The organism is Meishania litoralis (genome assembly GCF_042611095.1).
GTDB lineage: Bacteria > Bacteroidota > Bacteroidia > Flavobacteriales > Flavobacteriaceae > Meishania > Meishania litoralis.
This window is the reverse complement of sequence record NZ_JBHFPV010000002.1, coordinates 993,333-1,014,557: the sequence shown is the minus strand read 5'-3', so window position 1 is coordinate 1,014,557 and position 21,225 is coordinate 993,333. Positions and strand designations below refer to the sequence as shown.

The 21,225-nt window shown below is 40.9% G+C and carries 17 protein-coding genes; 13 read left to right on the top strand and 4 right to left on the bottom strand.

Annotated features, from left to right (window positions below):
• Positions 1-440 (top strand): T9SS type A sorting domain-containing protein (locus tag ACEZ3G_RS13670; RefSeq protein ID WP_432426051.1); only part of this gene is annotated, 440 nt, incomplete at its 5' end.
• Between the two features lie 227 nt (positions 441-667).
• Here ACEZ3G_RS13670 and ACEZ3G_RS13665 read toward each other — a convergent pair.
• The gene (locus ACEZ3G_RS13665; RefSeq protein WP_432426050.1) at positions 668-1,672 is read right to left on the bottom strand and encodes a glycosyltransferase family 2 protein; all 1,005 of its coding nucleotides are present in this window, start codon (positions 1,670-1,672) and stop codon (positions 668-670) included.
• Between the two features lie 383 nt (positions 1,673-2,055).
• On the opposite strand from ACEZ3G_RS13665, the gene ACEZ3G_RS13660 reads away from it, so the two are divergent.
• The 3 genes from ACEZ3G_RS13660 to cmk all read left to right on the top strand — a co-directional run bounded on the left by ACEZ3G_RS13660 (position 2,056) and on the right by cmk (position 9,448).
• Complete coding sequence (locus ACEZ3G_RS13660; RefSeq protein WP_432426049.1) at positions 2,056-6,009, top strand: PQQ-dependent sugar dehydrogenase; 3,954 nt, start codon at positions 2,056-2,058, stop codon at positions 6,007-6,009.
• A gap of 218 nt (positions 6,010-6,227) precedes the next feature.
• The gene (gene lon, locus ACEZ3G_RS13655; RefSeq protein WP_432426048.1) at positions 6,228-8,678 is read left to right on the top strand and encodes an endopeptidase La; all 2,451 of its coding nucleotides are present in this window, start codon (positions 6,228-6,230) and stop codon (positions 8,676-8,678) included.
• Positions 8,679-8,740: 62 nt separating this feature from the next.
• A complete protein-coding gene (gene cmk / locus ACEZ3G_RS13650; protein WP_432426047.1) occupies positions 8,741-9,448 on the top strand; it encodes a (d)CMP kinase in 708 nt (235 codons plus the stop codon).
• A 28-nt stretch (positions 9,449-9,476) separates the two neighbouring features.
• Here the strand turns inward: cmk and ACEZ3G_RS13645 are convergent, their stop codons facing one another.
• The gene (locus tag ACEZ3G_RS13645) at positions 9,477-9,857 is read right to left on the bottom strand and encodes a LysM peptidoglycan-binding domain-containing protein (protein WP_432426077.1); all 381 of its coding nucleotides are present in this window, start codon (positions 9,855-9,857) and stop codon (positions 9,477-9,479) included.
• 258 nt (positions 9,858-10,115) lie between these two features.
• On the opposite strand from ACEZ3G_RS13645, the gene rpsA reads away from it, so the two are divergent.
• From rpsA to ppk1, 8 genes are all read left to right on the top strand, one after another.
• Entirely contained in the window at positions 10,116-11,963 is a 1,848-nt protein-coding gene (gene rpsA, locus ACEZ3G_RS13640; protein ID WP_432426046.1) for a 30S ribosomal protein S1, read from the top strand.
• Positions 11,964-12,107: 144 nt separating this feature from the next.
• Positions 12,108-12,647, top strand: a complete 540-nt coding sequence (gene pyrR / locus ACEZ3G_RS13635; RefSeq protein WP_432426076.1) for a bifunctional pyr operon transcriptional regulator/uracil phosphoribosyltransferase PyrR — start codon at positions 12,108-12,110, stop codon at positions 12,645-12,647.
• Positions 12,648-12,650: 3 nt separating this feature from the next.
• Complete coding sequence (locus tag ACEZ3G_RS13630) at positions 12,651-13,577, top strand: aspartate carbamoyltransferase catalytic subunit (RefSeq protein WP_432426045.1); 927 nt, start codon at positions 12,651-12,653, stop codon at positions 13,575-13,577.
• A 6-nt stretch (positions 13,578-13,583) separates the two neighbouring features.
• A complete protein-coding gene (locus ACEZ3G_RS13625) occupies positions 13,584-13,916 on the top strand; it encodes a ribonuclease Z (RefSeq protein ID WP_432426044.1) in 333 nt (110 codons plus the stop codon).
• Positions 13,917-14,050: 134 nt separating this feature from the next.
• Positions 14,051-14,956, top strand: coding sequence for a ribonuclease Z (locus ACEZ3G_RS13620; protein ID WP_432426043.1), 906 nt, complete (start codon positions 14,051-14,053; stop codon positions 14,954-14,956).
• Positions 14,957-15,069: 113 nt separating this feature from the next.
• A complete protein-coding gene (pdxH, locus tag ACEZ3G_RS13615; RefSeq protein WP_432426042.1) occupies positions 15,070-15,717 on the top strand; it encodes a pyridoxamine 5'-phosphate oxidase in 648 nt (215 codons plus the stop codon).
• 35 nt (positions 15,718-15,752) lie between these two features.
• Positions 15,753-16,241 (top strand): SixA phosphatase family protein, encoded by a 489-nt coding sequence (locus ACEZ3G_RS13610; protein WP_432426041.1) that lies wholly within the window; start codon positions 15,753-15,755, stop codon positions 16,239-16,241.
• Positions 16,238-18,325 carry a polyphosphate kinase 1 gene (ppk1, locus tag ACEZ3G_RS13605; RefSeq protein WP_432426040.1) on the top strand — a complete coding sequence of 696 codons (2,088 nt, stop codon included), beginning with the start codon at positions 16,238-16,240 and terminating at the stop codon, positions 18,323-18,325. The genes ACEZ3G_RS13610 and ppk1 overlap by 4 nt, the downstream gene beginning before the upstream one ends.
• Positions 18,326-18,379: 54 nt before the next feature.
• Here the strand turns inward: ppk1 and miaE are convergent, their stop codons facing one another.
• On the bottom strand, positions 18,380-18,961 hold the full coding sequence (miaE, locus tag ACEZ3G_RS13600) for a tRNA-(ms[2]io[6]A)-hydroxylase (protein ID WP_432426039.1): 582 nt from the start codon (positions 18,959-18,961) through the stop codon (positions 18,380-18,382).
• A 63-nt stretch (positions 18,962-19,024) separates the two neighbouring features.
• On the opposite strand from miaE, the gene ACEZ3G_RS13595 reads away from it, so the two are divergent.
• Positions 19,025-19,387 (top strand): transmembrane 220 family protein, encoded by a 363-nt coding sequence (locus ACEZ3G_RS13595; protein ID WP_432426038.1) that lies wholly within the window; start codon positions 19,025-19,027, stop codon positions 19,385-19,387.
• Here ACEZ3G_RS13595 and ACEZ3G_RS13590 read toward each other — a convergent pair.
• Positions 19,376-21,205 carry a DNA polymerase III subunit gamma/tau gene (locus ACEZ3G_RS13590; RefSeq protein ID WP_432426037.1) on the bottom strand — a complete coding sequence of 610 codons (1,830 nt, stop codon included), beginning with the start codon at positions 21,203-21,205 and terminating at the stop codon, positions 19,376-19,378. The genes ACEZ3G_RS13595 and ACEZ3G_RS13590 overlap by 12 nt on opposite strands.
• Positions 21,206-21,225: the final 20 nt, after the last annotated feature.

Sequence of the window (21,225 nt, the reverse complement as noted above, 5' to 3'; positions counted from 1 at the left end):
CCTCAGGCATTTCCGCGCTTGATATTTGGCTCTATCCGAACTACGGCAGCACGGCCCCTGGGAGCTCGCTCTACGACAACCTGGTGGTGAGTAAGATGGCTGGAAGTAGTAATAAAACTTCTCAAGAAGGGAAATCTATACTGAATTCTTACACAATATTCCAAGGTCAAGAAAATAAAAATAGTCCCAATATTGGTATTTCGATTTCACCAAATCCTACCACCGGAACAATGTATCTAGATTTGCAAAACTTAGAAGGGATAGAAGTGAATTGTATAATTTATAATTCGGCACAGCAAATTGTCTGGACAAGGAAATTCTTTTCGAACCACGAATTGATAGAGGAAGTTAATCTTGGAAATAGTTCGGAAGGAATATATTATTTGATGATTCAGAGTTTGTATGGAAGTGTTTTTAAAACCGTGGTATTAAAGAAATGAGTTTTTACAATTCATTGTGTTTTTTTTCTATATTCTTCAGGACACGAGTAAATTTTTCACAACTAAATCAAATACATCCGATAAGTACACATATAGTGAATTGATATGATTTTGGTACGTTTTTGCGAATGTCTTAAGAAAACTGATAAATTTAAATGAGTTTGCCAGTTGGCAAACTAAGTTCAAATATTCAGGGCTTAAATTTAAATAAATCTATTATGAAAAAGTCATTTCTTTTTTTTCTTTAAAAAGGTCAGGACGACATTATCAAAACCTATTAAACATAGAAAAAGGAAGATTTTCTCTTTAGGTTTGAAGTACCAAACATATTTTAAAAAACTGGTAAAATTAAATCCCAACTCATTTTTAAATTCTTTTGCAATTTTTTTCCTATTGCTTTTATCTGGTAGTGAGTGCAGCCAAGAAATCATTGTCAATGAATAAAAGACCCTGAATAAGTATATATTCAGAATTTGTCTCCGCAAACCTGATTTTATCGGTAATTTTTTGAGGTTTTTTATTTTAGATTGAATACCATCCCAATTATAACCCTCTGATTCATTTATCCTTTTAGCACTTTTATTATAGTTTGACATTGAGTTACTATGTTTCCTATAGTAGTAATGTACTTTTGGATTTATGCCAACTCTAATTTCATCATAGAACTGCATGATGAATACTGCTAACTCACCTAATGGATAAGAATACTCGTACTTGTCAAGAATATCTTTTTTCAACAGCTTAAACCAAGTAGCGTACGGTGTTCTCAATAGAATCTTATATTCTGAGTCATTTAACAAAACATTGGGAATTTTCAACGTGCTTAATGCTGATGAACCTATTGGATTATCCTCTTCATCTACAATTTGAACATTACCCAAAACAATATCTAAACTATTTGTTTGACCAAATGAATATAAGACCTCCAAAAAGTCAGAATCTATGTAATCATCGGGGTCTAAATTAATTATATACTCACCCGTTGCAACAAGATATGCCGATTGACGAGCACGACCTAGACCTTCATTGACTTCCTTGTTTATATATTTTATTCTTGGGTCACTCAAAAATTCGGAAATAATCATATCACTAGAATCAGGTGAGGCATCATTGACTATTATGATTTCAATTGCTTCTAATGTTTGATTGACAAGAGAATTTAAAAACTTCTTGAGATATAGATCCACGTTGTAAACAGGTACTAGTACACTAATTTTGGGTTTTTCATTCATAAGTTTTGAATTATCTTCAGTTTAAAAATATCTAATCTCCCCTAAGTTTGTATCTATCTAACATGGAATCAATAATTATATTGCAAAAATTGACATTGTTAAGAATACTTTTTTGATGAATTTGGTTGATTTATTATAAGATTTCATGAATTCTCTGGAATCGTTAGCGGTACAAAATTGTTTACAGGGTTCAATTATTCGAACCTAACATTGTAATTATTCATTTTGTTTTTCCATCAACAAATGTTAATATTTAGATACTTTCATCGAAAAAATTAATAATAAGAATAAGGTAATAAACTTTTTTGGGTAATTCAACGTAATAAATATGTGTTTAATCGGGTTTTACCCATTGTCTTGAATAAATTTAGCCCCAAGAATTTATGAAGAAAATTACCTACTTGTGCCTGTTTTTTAGTGTTTTGTTTTCTACGGTAAGCGCCCAAGAGGCGGTTACTTATGAACAAGCATTCCCTAATCTTAGTTTTGAATTTCCTGTAGAGATTCAAAACGCCAATGATTCGAGCAACAGACTTTTTGTTGTCGAACAATCGGGTCGCATCAAAGTCTTTCAAAACGATTCAGACACATCCCAGCAGCACATTTTTTTAGATTTGACCAATGAGGTCAGTTTCTCTTCAGGTCAAGAAATAGGGCTCTTAGGGTTGGCATTTCATCCTAACTATAGTCAAAATGGTTACTTGTATGTCTACTATACCAGAAATAGTAGTGTACCCAATGTGGGCGTTGAAATTGTTGTTGCAAGGTATACCGTGAGTTCTTCGGATAGTAATAAGGTTGATGCTTCCAGTAGATTGGAAATTTTCAGTTTTGATAAAAACCAAAACCATTCGAATCACAATGGTGGTAAAATTGGGTTTGGTCCAGATGGTTATCTGTATGCGTCATTTGGTGATGGGGGCGGAGGCGGGGACCCCAATAAAAATGCACAAAACCTCCAAAATCCGTTCGGAAGTATTTTGCGAATAGATATAGATGTGGATGGCAGCAATCCTTTGGAATCCAATCCTGATTTACCAAATGGCAACTATGAAATACCTAGCGACAATCCATTGGTAGGTCAGGCAGGTATGGATGAACTTTATGCCTGGGGCATCAGGAATACCTGGAAGTTCTCTTTTGATGCCCAGACCAACAGATTGTGGGGAGCCGATGTAGGTCAGGGTGAATATGAAGAAATCAATCTAATTAAAAAGGGAGGCAACTACGGCTGGAACAGATATGAGGCCAATGCTAATTACAATACCTCGACCGACCTGATCACCAGTCCTGACATCAGGCCGATTTATACTTACGGCCATGGTAATGGTGACGTCTCAATAACGGGAGGCTATGTATATAGGGGTTCAAGTAATAATCAGAATATACTGGGCAAATATATTTATGCCGATTACGTATCTGGTAGGGTTTGGGCGCTTGATTACAATGAAGTCAGTGGTGAGGCAACATCTAAATTGTTGTTCAGAACCAGTGGTGAGTATGTTTCCAGTTTTGGTCTTGATGAGTCGGGCGAGTTGTATTTTAGCGGATATGGCTCTTCTGCAAAACTTTTTAGGATTATTGGTGGAAATGAAAATACTGGTCCGGTTACTAATTTGATCGATGGTTTCGGTACTTGGAAAGATGTAGAAGGAGGTAGTAATGGGAATATCGAATCGGTGTTCTCAATTGGAGATGATATTTATGTAGGTGGTAGTTTTACGACCGTAGGTTCTATCAGTGCGAACAATATTGCGGTTTATAATAAGACCCATGGATGGAGGGCCTTGTCAAGTGGTTCGAATGGAAAGGTAAATTCTGTGGCCGTAGCTTCCGATGGCTCGGTTTATGCTGGAGGAGAATTTACAAGTATCGGTGGAATCCCGGCAAACAATGTTGCCGTTTGGAACGGGTCAAACTGGTCCGCACTTGATGCCGGTACCAACGGTCCTGTGGCAACGATCGAGATTGATAGTGATGACAACGTATATGTGGGCGGCGCGTTTGAGACCGCAGGAGGGATAACGGTCCACAATATTGCTTTGTGGAATGAAGGCTGGGCAGCCCTTGCCGATTCCGGCACATTAGAACCAGGAACCAATAATGAGATAAGGGCCATGGACTTTGATGAAAATGGAATGCTTATTGTTGGAGGTAACTTCGATAGTGCCGGAGGGAAGACCGCAAATCGAATTGCCACCTGGAACGGAAATAATTGGGGCACCCTTGGTGAGGGAACCAGCGGGTTTGTGCAGGCGATTATGGCACATTCCGGATATATATATGCAGGGGGAAATTTTGTACTGGCCGGTAACAAGACCGTTAATCGATTCGCTAGATGGAATATATCCACCGGGTCATGGGAGGCTATCGGCAATGGTGTGAGTGGCAGCGTGAACGCCCTGGCGATGGACGACTCATATATTTATTTGGCTGGTAATTTTGAAACGGCATCTGACAATACAGATGTGAACAGTGTCGTAAATAATATTGCAAGATGGAGCATAACATCTGGTTTTGAGGCATTGGGACCTTCAAAGGATGTTGGTTCTGACAATGAAATAAATAGTATATCCTTTGGCAATAACAATAATGACCTCTTTGTCGGAGGCAATTTCGGCACCACTGGAGACATAGCTTCAAGCAGGTTTGCGGTTTGGTCCCAAAATTTTGATTGTTCGGATGCAAGAATTACCATGGAATATTCCCTGAACGGAGGTAGTTGGATTTCAGGCGAAACAAAGATCACCTTGGATCAAGGTACGCAGTTAAAAGTCAAGATGTCGGAAAATGGACAAGAATACGTCATAACCGGCCCTGCGGGAAATAGTAATTCAGGACCACTTGACCTAGGAGCCGTTGGTCCAAATCATAACGGGGTTTACACCATTGTTCAAGATGACGGATGCAGTTCAAATTTCGAAATTGTGGTTATAGCAAATAATGAAGGGTGTACTGAAGGAAGCGTGGTCCCTCAATATCAAATCGATGGCCTTTGGTTCAGTGGCCAAAAAGATGTTACCGTTCAATCAGGCTCCGAGGTTGTGTTAAGTATGTTGCCGGATGGCGTAGGCCTGCAAATTACTTTGCCTAGTGGCGAGATCGTTGGTGATGAATACAATCTTGGGGCGGTTACGGCAGAGAATAACGGCAAATATATCTTGACTTCCGCGGGTGGGTGTACCTCTGAAATCAATCTTACGGTAAATGACGGTCTACAAGATTGTGATGAAAGGTTGATTACCGAATATAGAATAAACGGAGAATGGTTAAGTGGCGAGGCTTCCATTGCGGTCAACGATGGGTCTGAAATAATATTCAGTATGTTGCCCAATGGAGTAGCGCTTTCGATTACACTTCCAGATGGCAGGGTTGTCAAAGACAACCATAAAATCAACAATTTCTCTGCCGAACAGGCAGGAAGCTATATACTTACTTCCGCCGAAGGATGTAGTAAGGCACTAAATGTAACAGTCGTTGACGATTGTACCGAAGATAGCGTCATTCCTGAGTACAGATTGGATGGTACTTGGTCTAGTGGGGAAAATAATTTAACGGTTGATGAAGGAACCGATATAGTGCTTAGCATGTTGCCCGATGCAATGGATTTTTCGATAATCAAGCCAGATGGCTCGGTCGTAGCTGGAGATTATGCGATGGGCAATGTTACTAAAGATCAGGAAGGTACCTATACAATTTTAAGTGTTGAAGGTTGTACTGAAACAATAAATTTGGCTGTTAGCGACCTAGAAAATTGTTCCGTAGGTAGTATTATTCCAGAATATCGAATCGATGGAATATGGCAGAGTGGGAAAAATGTGATACAGGTAGACGAAGGTAGTAACCTGTTGATCAGTATGTTGCCCAATGATGTGGGACTTACGATTATTACCCCCGATGGTCGAGAAGTACCTGATAATTATGGATTTGTAAATGTCACTCAAGCGCATTCAGGCGTATATACGCTTAAATCTGAAGAAGGCTGCAAAACTACTTTGACACTTGAGGTCCAAAGGTTCGGTACATCTAAAACAGCAGGTTTTGAAGAATTTCATGTTGAATTTCAAGGCCAAACAAGCTTTTTGGATAAGGTAAGCGTGTATCCAAATCCTACATTTGATGAGGCCAATGTTAATCTTCAGAGCATTATGGGCAAGTCGGTTAGGGTTTTATTGACCAATATGCAGCAACAGGTGCTGATAGATGAGTTTCTCGAAAAAGACCATTCGGGCTACATGAAATTAAACCTTGGGAATTTTACTCCTGGTATATATATACTCAATCTAGTTTTGGATGATGGCGAGGTGATTACGAATAAAATAGTCAAAAGTAGGTAGAAGGTTGCTTCACCGGCAAAAAAAGTCCTGACCCTTTGGTTTCTTCCCAAGGGTTTTTTTATGCCAACGACCGATTGGCATAACAATTGTCCTGTAGTATGGAAGAATGAAGAGGTGAAAGGCGACTTTTTAATGAAAATGGGGCTTTTCACAGGTTTATGAAAAAATAACGGTAAGGTCAAAGACGTTTTAATGACAGAATGACCGAAAAATATACTATGGGAGATTCCAAATTTTCGAATTTTGACAATATGTCCTTGCATAACATTGACGAGGAATCAGATTTGATTCCATTATTGACACCTGAGGACGAAGAACACATGAACAATGAGCAGCTTCCTGAAACCCTACCTATTTTGCCATTGCGCAACACGGTACTTTTTCCCGGAGTGGTCATACCTATAACCGCAGGGAGGGATACTTCCATTAATTTAATCAAAGACGCAAATAACGGTTCTAAAGTTATTGGTGTTGTTTCCCAGAAAGACGAGGAAACCGAAAATCCTGGGGTAAACGATATCAATACCTTGGGTACGGTGGCGCGGATACTACGGGTATTGCAAATGCCTGATGGCAATACTACGGTTATTATTCAGGGTAAAAAGAGATTTGAGGTTGCCGAAATATTGACCCAAAAACCCTATATGACGGCGACAGTGCGTGAAGCCAAAGAGATACGGCCAGACCAGAACGGAAAGGAATTTTTGGCCATCATCGAATCGATAAAAGACTTGGCCCTGAAGATTATAAGGGACAACCCGAATATTCCGAGCGAGGCTTCCTTTGCGATCAAGAACATTCAGAGCAATTCATTCCTGATCAATTTTGTATCCTCTAACCTTAATTTAGATGTCAAGGATAAGCAAGAGCTGCTCGAAATACCCAATCTTCAAGAGCGGGCGTTGGCCACTTTGAAGTACATGAACGTAGAACTTCAGAAATTGGAACTGAAGAACGATATCCAATCCAAGGTTCGCAGCGATTTGGATCAGCAGCAACGTGAGTATTTTCTTCATCAGCAAATGAAGACCATTCAAGAAGAATTGGGAGGTGTTTCCTATGATGAGGAAATAGAGGAAATGCGTGATAGGGCTAAAAAAAAGAATTGGGGCAAGAAAGTCAAAGAGCATTTTGAAAAAGAATTGGCCAAAATTCAACGAATGAACCCGCAAGTGGCCGAGTATTCGATTCAAAGAAATTATTTGGATCTGATCTTGGATTTGCCTTGGAACGAGTATTCTACCGATAAATTCGATTTAAAGCGTGCCCAAAGGATTTTGGACCGAGATCATTATGGCCTAGAAGATGTCAAGAAAAGAATCATTGAATATCTGGCCGTTTTGAAACTTCGCAACGATATGAAGTCACCGATAATCTGTTTGTATGGGCCTCCGGGGGTTGGAAAGACTTCACTTGGTAAATCGGTCGCCGAAGCGTTGGGCAGGGAATATGTTAGAATGTCGTTAGGGGGGTTGAGAGATGAAGCAGAGATCAGAGGGCATCGAAAAACGTATATTGGAGCCATGCCCGGTCGAATTATACAGAGCATAAAAAAGGCAGGCACTTCGAACCCGGTCTTTATTCTTGATGAGATCGACAAACTGTCGAACAGCCACCAAGGAGACCCTTCATCGGCCATGTTGGAGGTGTTGGATCCTGAACAGAACAGTGAATTCCATGATAATTTTCTTGAAATGGGGTATGACCTCTCTAAGGTGATGTTCATTGCCACCGCGAACAACATCTCTGATATTCAGCCTGCTTTGAGAGACCGAATGGAGATTATCAATGTAACTGGTTATACTATTGAAGAAAAGGTCGAGATTGCCAAAAGGCATTTATTGCCTAAACAATTAAAAGAACATGGGCTTACTGCAAAAGATTTAAAAATAGGCAAGCGGCAGCTCGAAAAAATAGTAGAGGGGTATACTCGCGAATCTGGTGTGCGCGGACTTGAAAAACAGATTGCCAAAATGGTGCGCTATGCCGCCAAATCGATAGCTGTGGAAGAGGATTATAATATCCAGATTAACAATGAAGACGTTATTGAGATTTTAGGTCCCGCGAGATTGGAACGTGACAAATATGAAAACAATAACATTGCCGGGGTAGTAACCGGTTTGGCATGGACAAGTGTAGGTGGGGACATTTTGTTTATCGAATCGATCTTGTCAAAAGGAAAAGGAACCTTGAACATTACCGGAAATCTTGGGAAGGTGATGAAAGAATCGGCCACCATCGCCCTTGAGTATATTAAATCGAATGCGGACCGATTTGGAATCGACCCTAATGTCTTTGACAACTATAATGTACATATTCATGTTCCGGAAGGTGCGACGCCAAAAGATGGCCCTAGTGCGGGAATAACGATGCTGACCTCATTGGTATCTTTGTTTACTCAAAGAAAGGTGAAGAGAAGTTTGGCCATGACCGGAGAAATCACGCTTCGCGGTAAAGTCTTGCCGGTTGGCGGAATCAAAGAAAAAATATTGGCGGCCAAAAGGGCGCGCATCAAGGAAATCATACTATGCAAAGACAATCGAAAGGATATATTGGAAATCAAACAAGAATATTTGAAAGGACTTCAATTTCACTACGTAACCGATATGCACGAGGTTGTCGATATCGCCTTGATGAAAAGCAAGGTGAAAAATCCTAAAAAACTTTGATTCGCCATCGAAGATATAGTCAAAAGGCATGCACATCGTTTATTTCTCATTACTTTTAAGCAATGGAGAAAATCACTATAGCCATAGACGGCTATTCGTCTACCGGTAAAAGTACGATCGCCAAGCAATTGGCAAAGGCTTTGGGCTATATTTATGTGGATACCGGCGCCATGTATCGCGCGGTTACTTTATTCGCTATTCGTAATGGACTGGTCGGTGGAAAACATGAAAATATTCATGCACTGGTGCAATTATTGCCCAAAATAAGATTGAAGTTCATCTATAATGACGACTTGGGGTTTTCTGAAATGTACCTGAACAATGAAAATGTAGAAAATGAGATTCGTGGTTTAGAGGTATCCAAGCATGTGAGCAGGGTTGCTGAAATTGAGGAAGTGCGCCATATGCTTGTCGATATGCAAAAGAAAATGGGAAAAGAAAAGGGTATCGTTATGGACGGTAGGGATATTGGTACGGTCGTATTTCCCGACGCCGAACTCAAAATTTTTATGGATGCCTCCCCAGAAAAAAGGGCATACAGGCGTTATAGGGAATTACTCGAAAAAGGCCAAAAAGTGTCTTATGACGACGTTTTGAAGAATGTGCAACATCGCGACCAAATCGATTCTTCCCGCGAATTCTCCCCTTTAAAAAAAGCCGATGATGCCATCGCATTTGACAACAGTGATATGGGGCTTAAAGAACAGTTCGAACGAATTTATAATTATACTTTGCGTATAATAGAAAATAAAAAAAAGGGGGTCGTTTGACCCCCTTTTGTATTCTTGAAATCGTTCTTTACAAATTTGGAATGACCAATATTTGATCAGGGTGGATCAAATCCGGGTTTTTCAAAATATTGGTGTTTGCCTCGAAAATCTGTTTGTACTTCATGGGATCGCCATAGTAGTGTTTCGCAATTTTACTAAGCGATTCACCACTTTTGACCACGTGCCTGTGATAGACCGATTCATCCGCAACGGTGATATTGGCCTTAAGATCTGACGGGTGCTCACCACCGATTTCCTTGATTTTGTCCCAAAGAATATTCTTTTCATATTGGGTAGCGGCCTGCCCCTTTATTTTTAATATCCCATTTTCCTCGGTTACATTGCCATCTTTTATTCCCAATTGTTCACCAAGATTTAGAACGGGTTGATATTTTTCTTTAACACTCATCATAATAATTTTAAACGGTTAATATTTATGGGCCCAAGATACTAATATTTAACCTATTTATGACCAAAAAACCGGTATTAGTAATTAAATAGTTGGGTCTCTTGACTCAAAGATTGGTAAAACCACTTTTAAATTGTATTTTTGCACTCCTTTTTTGCAGGGTAACAAGAGGAAAAGGGACTGAAAAAACTGATAATATCTTCCGAGGAGTTTTGCTTAACTCTTGTAATTCCAAGGAATACAAACTAGTGATCAGCAATGGCTGAAGAAAAAACAACGGCTGAGGTAGAAGAAACTGTCGAGGCACAACAAGAAGTAAAAGAGGTTAAAGAGGAAACTCCCGTTCAAGATCCGAAAGAATTTCTTGAAAATTTTGATTGGGATAAGTACGAACAGGGCATCGAAAAAGTAGAGGATTCAAAATTAAAGGAATTCGAAACCCTTGTAGAAAAGAATTTTGTCGATACGGCCGATGAAGAGGTAGTGACCGGTACAGTGGTGTATCTTACGGATCGTGAAGCGATTATCGATATCAATGCAAAGTCCGAAGGTGTAATTTCGCTGAACGAATTTCGCTACAACCCTAATTTAAAAGTTGGGGACAAGGTCGAAGTGCTGATCGACATTCGGGAAGATAAAAGTGGCCAGTTGGTGCTTTCCCATAGAAAGGCCCGCACAATCATGGCCTGGGATCGTGTAAATGCGGCCCATGACAATGAAGAAGTAGTAAGCGGTTTTGTGAAGTGCAGGACTAAAGGAGGTATGATCGTCGATGTTTTTGGCATCGAGGCCTTCTTGCCAGGTTCGCAGATCGATGTGAAGCCGATTCGAGATTATGATCAATATGTGAACAAGACCATGGAATTCAAGGTGGTCAAGATAAACCACGAGTTCAAGAATGTGGTCGTTTCGCACAAAGCCTTGATCGAGGCCGATATCGAAGAACAGAAAAAAGAGATTATCAGCCAATTGGAAAAAGGACAAGTTTTGGAGGGTGTCGTCAAGAACATTACTTCATATGGTGTCTTTATCGATTTGGGCGGCGTAGATGGTCTGGTACATATTACGGATCTTTCTTGGAGCAGGATCAATCACCCCAACGAGGTCGTTGAACTAGATCAAAAACTCAACGTGGTTATTTTGGATTTTGACGAGAATAAATCACGTATCCAATTAGGATTGAAACAATTAGAGAAGCATCCATGGGAGGCATTGAGCGATGAGATTAAAATTGGCGATAAAGTCAAAGGAAAAGTCGTGGTGATTGCAGATTATGGTGCTTTCATCGAGGTTGTTGAAGGTGTTGAAGGTCTTATTCACGTTTCTGAGATGTCTTGGTCGACCCATTTACGTTCGGCTCAAGATTTCGTAAAAGTTGGTGATGAGGTCGAGGCGATTGTTTTGACCTTGGATCGAGAAGACCGAAAAATGTCGTTGGGTATCAAACAACTTACACCCGACCCATGGACAGATATAACCACTAAATACCCTGTCGGTTCTCGACATAAAGGTATCGTTCGCAATTTCACCAATTTCGGGGTCTTTGTGGAGCTGGAAGAGGGTATCGATGGTCTGATATATATATCAGATCTCTCTTGGACCAAAAAGATCAAACATCCGTCCGAGTTTACCGCGGTAGGTGAAACTTTGGAAGTAGAGGTTCTTGAATTGGATGTAGAAGGTCGCAAGCTTAGTTTGGGACACAAACAGACTACGGAAAATCCTTGGGACAAGTATGAGAATGAATTTGCCTTGGATACCGTGCATAAGGCTGCGATTACAGAGATAGTCGATAAGGGAGCTACCATTGATTTCAATGATGACATTACGGCATTTGTACCACAACGTCACTTAGAGAAAGAAGATGGCAAGAAACTGGGCAAAGGTGAAGAAGCCGAATTCAAGATTATTGAGTTCAACAAAGACTTTAAAAGAGTCGTTGCCAGCCATACCGCTATCTTTAGGGAAGAAGAAAGGCGCAATGTGAAATCTGCCGCGCAAAGACAGGCGGCCAGTGCCGAGGAGGCTAAACCTACCTTAGGAGACGCCAATGAGCAGTTACAGGCGTTGAAAGACAAAATGGAAGCAAAATCTAAAAAGAAGTAAGTTTAGGTTTCCATTTGCCAAAATTGTATAAGGCCCCGCAAGTCGATCGACTTGCGGGGCCTTATGTTTTGTTTGCATTAACACTGTCCGGTATTTGCCGAGAAATACCTATTTTTGTATTTCAAAAGTGTTGATGGCCTTGGTATGAGTCAAAAAGTGCTGCTTTCCTCAAAAGAAATAAACATCATCCTTCACCGTTTGGCCTGTCAATTGCTTGAAAATCATCTTGATTTTTCGAATACAGTGCTTATTGGCCTTCAGCCGAGGGGAACATACGTTGCTGAAAGACTGACCAAGATTTTAAAGAACGAATACGGCGTTAAAAAAATAGATGTCGGCTTCTTGGACATAACCTTTTATCGCGATGATTTTAGGAGGGGAGACAAGACCTTGGAGGCCACTGAAACCAAGATCGACTTTTTGGTTGAGGATAAAAGGGTGGTCTTGATCGACGATGTTTTGTATACCGGTCGAAGCATTAGGGCGGCTTTGACCGCGATACAATCTTTCGGAAGGCCCGCTGAAATTGAGCTGTTGACCTTGATAGATAGGCGTTTTAGCAGGCATTTGCCCATACAGCCGAATTATCGAGGTCGCCAGGTAGATGCTATCAACGAGGAAAAGGTAAAGGTTATGTGGAAAGAGAATGACGGGGAAGATATTATTTATTTGATAAAGAATTAGCAAATGAGCGAACTGAGCGTAAACCATCTGCTTGGAATCAAGTATCTCAACGAAGACGATATTCAGCTCATTTTTGAAACCGCCGACCATTTTAAAGAGGTAATCAACCGATCCATAAAGAAAGTACCATCACTTCGCGATATCACTATCGCCAATGTATTTTTCGAGAACAGCACCCGAACCAAACTTTCTTTCGAGCTGGCTGAAAAAAGATTGTCTGCTGATGTCATAAATTTTTCAGCCAGTCAGTCTTCGGTGAAAAAAGGTGAGACCTTGATCGATACGGTCAATAATATATTGTCGATGAAAGTCGATATGGTCGTAATGCGACACCCCAATCCCGGTGCTGGAATCTTTTTATCTAAAAATGTCAAGGCGTCGATCATCAATGCCGGCGATGGCGCACACGAACATCCGACCCAGGCGTTATTGGATTCCTTCTCCATTCGTGAAAAGTTTGGTGATGTCGCCGGAAAAAATGTGGTTATCGTAGGTGACATTCTACATTCAAGAGTGGCCCTATCGAACATTTTTGCCTTGAGGCTACAAGGGGCCAATATAAAGGTTTGTGGCCCGAAAACCCTTTTGCCCAAACATATTGAAACTTTAGGGGTCGAAGTAGAGACAGATTTGAGAAAGGCCTTGAATTGGTGCGACGTTGCGAATATGTTGCGTATTCAGAACGAACGCTTGGATATTAGTTATTTTCCGACCACTCGCGAGTATACCCAGCAATTTGGTGTAAACAAGATGCTGCTTGACAGTCTCGATAAGGAAATCGTGATTATGCACCCTGGGCCCATTAATAGGGGTGTCGAGATAACCAGTGACGTCGCCGATTCGAAACAGTCCATCATTTTGAACCAAGTGGAGAACGGCGTGGCCATACGTATGGCGGTCATATATCTGTTGGCATCAAAAATTAAATAATACGCTATGATTTTCGATTCAGACGGTACTACTACCCTTGTTTTTCAAGAGAATATCGCTTTGGATAAGTTTCTGGTCAATTTGAAGGATGGATATTCCAAAATCAAGAACGACCATCTTATCATCAATCTGTTTTCATTTTCAGAATTGAAGGCTGATGATGTACTTGAATTTTTAGAACTTTCCAACGCCCATCGAGCGAAAAACAAATCATTTGTCATTGTCACCGAAAAGGTCTCTTACGATGAGGTTCCTGATGAAATATGTGTGGTCCCTACCATTCAAGAAGCAAGGGATATTATCGAAATGGAAGAGATAGAAAGGGATCTAGAATTGTGAAATGGGCATAGACAGATTTAATTTTTTGCTTACCCACCGAAATAATTAAATTTTTTGTGCGAAAGCGCAGCGGTTGATCTATGCAGAAAATTTTTATTTGCTTCATTTGCAATGAAATAAGAATTTTTAAATAGATGAAACTTACCATTTTGGGCTGCTATGCGGCCACTCCCAGAACGTTGACCAGCCCGACTTCGCAAGTCCTTGAAATCTGTAATCATATGTTCTTGATCGACTGTGGTGAGGGAACACAGGTGCAGTTGCGTAAGAACAAGGTCAAGTTTTCAAGGATAAACCATATTTTCATTTCGCATTTGCATGGGGACCATTTTTTCGGACTTCCGGGATTGATTTCAACGTTCCGTTTGTTGGGAAGAAAAAAAGAGTTGCACATTTATGGACCCAAGGGAATAAAGGAGGCCATTTCCCTACTTCTGAAACTGGGCGATTCATGGACCAACTATCCTTTAAAATTTCATGAATTGACATCGCCCGAACCCCAATCGATTTTTGAAGATGAAAAGGTTTCCGTGAGTACGGTTCCACTGGATCACCGCATATATACGAATGGGTTCTTTTTCAAGGAAAAACCGGCGGAACGTAAGTTGAACGTTGAGGCGGTCGCCAAATATAAGATCAACAAGGCCTATTTTCAAAATATCAAAAAAGGCAAAGATGTACAATTGGAAGATGGCCGAACCATTCCCAATACTGAATTAAGTTTTGATCCGCCCAAACCAAAAAGCTACGCCTTTTGTAGTGATACGGGCTATTATCCTGAAATTGTTCCGCTTATAAAGCATGTCGATGTACTCTACCATGAATCGACATTTCTTGATTCCGATTCAAAACTCTCGATAAAAACAAAGCATGCCACAGCGAAGGAGGCCGCCAAGATAGCCAAGTTGGCCGCGGTCGGCCGACTGGTATTAGGTCATTATTCGACGCGCTATAAGTCAATAGACCTTTTTCGTGAAGAGGCCGAGGCAATATTTAAAAATGTCGAACTAGCAGATGACGGCAAAGTCTTCGAATTTTAGTCAATTTCGATATTGTGTTGTTTAAAAATTGCAGGATTCACTAAAGTTCGCCATACGTTTCTAATTGTCACTACTTTTACTGAACTTTACATATCAATTTCTTTAGTACAAACATGCAGAAAGACTTAGGTGGTTATCGAAGATCGTATGAAAAAAGCGCCTTGTCGGAGCAGACAATTTCCGATAATCCCATGGAGCTTTTTCAAAAGTGGTTTTTCGAGTTGGAGGCTTCCGACAGTATTGACGAACCCAATGCCATGACCATTGCGACAATGGGAATAGATGGCTTTCCTAAAAGTAGGGTGGTACTCTTAAAAAAGTATACATACGAAGGGTTCATTTTCTACACCAACTATGAAAGTGAAAAGGGCAGGGCCATCGCGAAAAACCCCAATGTGTGCCTGTCATTTTTTTGGTCGCATCACGAGCGTCAGATAATCATCAAAGGCAAAGCCGAAAAAATTGCGGAAAACCTTTCAGATGGTTATTTCGAATCAAGGCCCAAGGGAAGTCAATTAGGGGCGATCGTATCTGAACAGAGTACAGTGATACCCTCAAGGGAATTTTTGGAGGAGAAACTACTTGAATTGGAAAAATCACTTGAAGGAAAAGAGGTCGATCGCCCTAAGAATTGGGGCGGCTACATCGTAAAGCCGGTATCTATGGAATTCTGGCAGGGACGCCCAAACCGTTTGCATGACCGTATTCGCTACAGTTTGAAAGAAGATTTCGATTGGAAAATCGAACGATTGGCACCCTAGTCTCTTAATGGTACATCTCTTAAAATAATAGGTAAATGAAACAAGTTACACTGGTAAGACATGGAAAGTCATCCTGGGAATATTCGGTAGGTGACAAAAATAGGCCCTTGTTGGAAAGGGGAATTGACGACGGCCTTTTGGTCAGTTCATTTGCCAAAAAGGAGCAAATTGAAATAGAAGCGGTATTTTCAAGCCCTGCGATCAGGGCACTGCATACATGTATGATTTTTGTTCATCAATTGCATTTGCCATTATCAAAGGTGGAAATTACCGACCATCTCTATGATTTTTCAGGCGATGATGTGCTGGGCTTTATAAAGGGTTTGGATAATGCCCTTGATTCGGTGATGATTTTCGGCCATAACCATGCCTTTACCCACATTGCCAATTCATTGGGAAATAGCTATATTGAAAACGTTCCTACGAGCGGACTGGTCAGATTGCAATTCGATATTGAAAATTGGAAGAATATCGGCAAGGGAACCACCGTTCAAACACTTTTCCCAAAACAGTTACGAGGATGATAAAAACCAAAAATCAATATGTAAACCGTGAGATCAGTTGGTTATGGTTTAATGAAAGAGTGCTTCAAGAGAGTGCCGATAAGAACGTACCGCTGATAGAGCGGCTTCGTTTTTTGGGTATTTTCTCAAATAATCTTGATGAGTTTTTTAAGGTGCGCTACGCAACGGTCAAAAGAATTATAGACGCAGGCAAGTCGGGCAAAAGTGTTCTTGGCGGTGAAGTTGCAAAGGATTTGTTGGACGAAATAACCGAAATTGTCATTAAACAGCAAACAAAAAGTCTTGATATATTAAAGAATATCGAAGACGAACTCGAAAACCAGAACATTTTTATTATTCGAGAAACAGAGCTCAGCGAGAGCCAAGCCGAGTTTGTGAAGAATTATTTTGTCACAAAGGTGAGTCCGCAGCTCATGACCATAATCTTGAACGAGTTGACACAATTTCCTACCTTAAAGGATACCGCCGCCTATCTTGCGGTAAAAATGGTCATTATCGGCAATGGAAGGTCGGAGTCAAAGGAAAAAAGATATGCCCTTATAGAAATTCCTAAGGGGATCGACCGTTTTGTCGTACTGCCCAAAGAGGGCGATAAAAGCTACATAATCGTGCTTGATGACCTCATAAGGTACTGTTTGAGAAATATATTCACCATGTTCGATTATGAGTCGATTTCGGCACATATGATCAAGATTACCCGAGATGCCGAGCTTGATATCGACAACGATTTGAGCAAAAGTTTCATTGAAAAGATATCTTCGAGTGTCGAGCACCGAAAAATAGGTGTTCCGGTTCGTTTTGTTTATGACAAAAAGATCGGCAAGGATACCTTGAAGTTCCTGAAGGATAAAATGAACATTGAGGAGACGGATAGTGTGATTCCCGGAGGTCGTTATCATAATAGACGTGACTATATGGGTTTTCCTAGCCTGGGGCGACATGATTTATTGTACGAAAAAGTCGCACCGCTACCAGTTAAGGGCCTTAGCTTGGAAGGAAGCCTTTTTGAGCATATCGCAAAAAAAGACTATTTGCAATATACGCCCTATCATACGTTTTCGTATTTGATCAAGTTTCTACGTGAGGCTGCACTGGATCCTAAGGTCAGGAGCATAAAAATAACCGTATACCGATTGGCCAATAACTCGCAGGTTGCGGCGTCACTCATTAATGCGGTGAAAAACGGAAAACAGGTAACTGTTCAAATAGAATTACAGGCACGTTTCGATGAGCGTGCCAATATAGAGTATGCCGAAGAACTACAGGCCGAAGGGGTAAATCTTAGATTTGGCGTTCCGGGGTTAAAAGTGCACAGCAAGATTTGTGTCATCGAGCGGGAAGAAGCTGGCGCGATAAAGAGGTATGGTTTTATCAGTACCGGAAATTTTAACGAGTCGACCGCCCGTATCTATACAGACTATACCTTATTTACCGCCCATGAGTCTATCTTGAAAGAATTGAACAAGGTTTTCGATTTCTTCGAGACTACCTACAAGATTAAAAAATATAAGCACCTGATTGTTTCGCCGCATTATACGGCAAAGGCCTTTGGAAAACTTATTGACCAAGAGATTTTGAACGCACGGCAAGGCAAAGAAGCCTATATCAAGATAAAAATGAACAGTTTTACTTCGTACAAAATGGTCGATAAGTTATATGAGGCCAGTAGAAAAGGGGTGAAAATTCAATTGATCGTTCGCGGAATATGTTGTCTAGTGCCCGGGGTCGAGGGCATGAGCGAGAACATAGAGGCTATCAGTATCGTCGATAAATTTCTTGAGCACCCGCGGGTTTTTATTTTCGGTAATGCCGGCAACCCTAAAGTATATATATCTTCGGCCGATTGGATGACCCGAAATTTGGATTACCGCGTAGAGGTCGGTTGCCCTATTTACGACCCTGATATCAAGCAGGAGCTTATCGATACATTTGAGATCTCATGGAAAGATAATGTTAAGGCGCGGGTATTCGGTGAGAAGCGCGACAATGCTTATCGTAAGAGCAACAAGGTCAAGGTAAGATCGCAATTTGCACTGTACGAATATTACAAACACAAATTGAATCAAGCTGAAATTGATTCATAAGTGTATTTTATGATCGATTAAATAGGTTCGTCAAGATGATACGATAGAATGTATTTATCCGTGGATTGCCTCTTTATTGCCTAGGTCTTTCATAATCTGGGCTTCATATTCCAAAAGATTTTGCCATTTTTCATCCACCTCGGTTCGATTGCCGTACTGTCTTGCAAATGACAGGAACATGGTATAATGTGTTGCTTCGCTGACCATCAATTTGTGATAGAATTCCGCAAGCTCCTGATCTTCCAATTGTTCCGAAAGTAACCTAAAGCGCTCGCAGCTTCTTGCTTCGATCAAAGCAGCGTACAATAGCCGATGCACCAGTTGGGTCGTTCGGCTTCCTCCTTTAGGAAAGAAATTATGCAATTTTATGACATATTCATCTTTTCTATCGCGGCCCAATGTCTTACCACGCGCTATTATTCGATCGTGTACCATTTTAAAATGTGCCATCTCCTCGCGTGATAATGCAACCATTTCCTCAACCAAATCAGTATATTCGGGAAAACCGATAATCAATGATATAGCGGTACTGGCCGCTTTTTGTTCGCAATAGGCATGATCGGTCAATATTTCATCGATGTTCTTTTCAACGATATTCACCCATCGCGGATCGGTCGGTAATTTTAGGCCTAGCATGATATTAATTGTTAGATTTGTAAAAATACTTCTAAAGGGATAGTAATCAAAACCAATAACGAGATGAACTCATTTTTTAAGATTTTCGGATGGCTGTTCGGCATACTTAGCTTGGTTTCGGCAGTTTTGCAATATAACGACCCCGACCCATTGATTTGGGTATCGATTTACGTGATTATCGCCGCGATATCCTTCGCTTTTGCCTTGGGGAGGATTAATACCATTGTGCCCCTGCTTGCCGGTGTGATTGCCGTAGTCGGATGTTGGTATACGTTTCCTGAACAATTTGAAGGGTTTACCATTGGTGAAGGGGATATAAAAAATATTGAAGAGGGTAGGGAGTCTATCGGCCTATTGATCGTTGCCGTCGTAATGTTCATTTTTGCTTTTTGGACGCGATTTTCGAAGAGCACTTCAAAAGTCTAGATCGAATTCTTTTCGTAACAGGTCGATCGCAGGATTCTTTTCCCGCAACTTTTGATACTTTTCTTCAGGTGTGAAAGCGAACTTTTTTGCTGTTTCCTCGTTTACCGATATTTTTAGGTCGATGGCATAATTGTTCAATTTTGTGCGTAGATAATTGATCAGTTCAAATTGATCTCTTTCGACCTCCTTTTTCATCGTGCTGTTGGGCAGTTCGATCCAGATGACGTGGTCTTTGAGTAATTTAGGGGTGTCGGTCATGAGGTTCGATGCCATGATTTTTTTACCTTTCACATCGATGTCATTGACATAATCCTTCCAATGCTCTAGCATTTCCGCTTCGGTAAATGGATCTTCGGCTAATTCGGTTTCCGTTCCATTTTCCTCTTGCTTTAATTTTAAGTGTTCTTTTTTTGCCTTTAGGCTTGAAATGGAAAGACCTGATACCCTTTTGTTGGCAACCTTGATGTCAATTGTTTTGGGAGTATCTTCTATAGCTGCGTTCGCAATCTTGACAGGGGGTTCGGCAATTGAGACCGTCACATTCCCTATTTCTTCGACATCGGTGGCCAAAGACGGTCTGGTGACTTCTTCCTTGGGTTCGGTGTTTAAGTTCTTGTTCGGTTCGATGGTCTGCTCAGCGGTTTCGGAAACCGATGAAGTGCGTGTCTTGTCAAGACCGTTGGTGCGATAAAACGAAGCGGGAATAATGAAATCGACCTTTGAATTCGCTAGGGCATTCGATTCAGGATTTTTTTTTTCACCGTTAAAATCGATCGAGGCAAGTTTCATAAGGGTGAGTTCGACCAAAAGACGGTGATTTTTACTCGTTTTATAGTTTAGATCACATTCATTCGCGATATCCAAAGCCTTTAACAAAAAAGGGGCTGTGGTTTTCTTAGCCTGTTCAGCATATATTTTTTTGGCTTCATCGCCAACTTCCAAGAGTTCAATCGTACTTTGATGCTGGCATACCATTAAGTCCCTAAAGTGAGAAGCAAGGCCGGTAATGAAATGATGGCCGTCAAAACCAAGGGCCAAGGTTTGGTTGAAGGCCAATAGTAGATCGGGTATTTTGTGTTCTAAAATCAAATCGGTGACCTCAAAATAAGTATCATAGTCAAGAACGTTCAGGTTTTCGGTCACAGCCCTTCGAGTCAATTTTTTTCCTGAAAAACTAACGACCCTATCGAAAATCGAAAGGGCGTCCCTCATGGCGCCATCTGCCTTTTTTGCAATAATATGCAGTGCATCTTCCTCAGCTTCCACTCCTTGGTTTTCAGCGATATACTTCAAATATTCGGCCGCGTCCTTAACGGTAATCCTTTTAAAATCGAATATTTGGCAGCGCGAAAGTATCGTAGGGATGATTTTATGCTTTTCGGTAGTGGCCAAAATGAATATCGCATGCTTTGGGGGTTCTTCCAAGGTTTTTAAAAACGCATTGAAGGCAGATTGCGAAAGCATGTGCACTTCGTCTATGATATAGACCTTGTATTTGCCCACCTGCGGTGGTATACGAACCTGGTCTATAAGACTTCGAATATCATCTACCGAGTTGTTCGAAGCGGCATCGAGTTCAAAAATATTGAATGCAAAATCTTCATCTTCGCTTTCAGTACCATCGGCATTGATTTTTTTGGCCAAAATTCGGGCGCAGGTCGTCTTGCCCACTCCTCGCGGACCGGTAAACAATAAGGCCTGTGCCAAGTGATCGTTCTCGATGGCATTGGTCAAAGTGCTGGTTATCGCAGTTTGGCCAACAACATCTTTAAAGGTCTGTGGCCTATACTTTCGTGCCGATACGATAAAAGGTTCCAATACGTTTGTTTTTGACTATT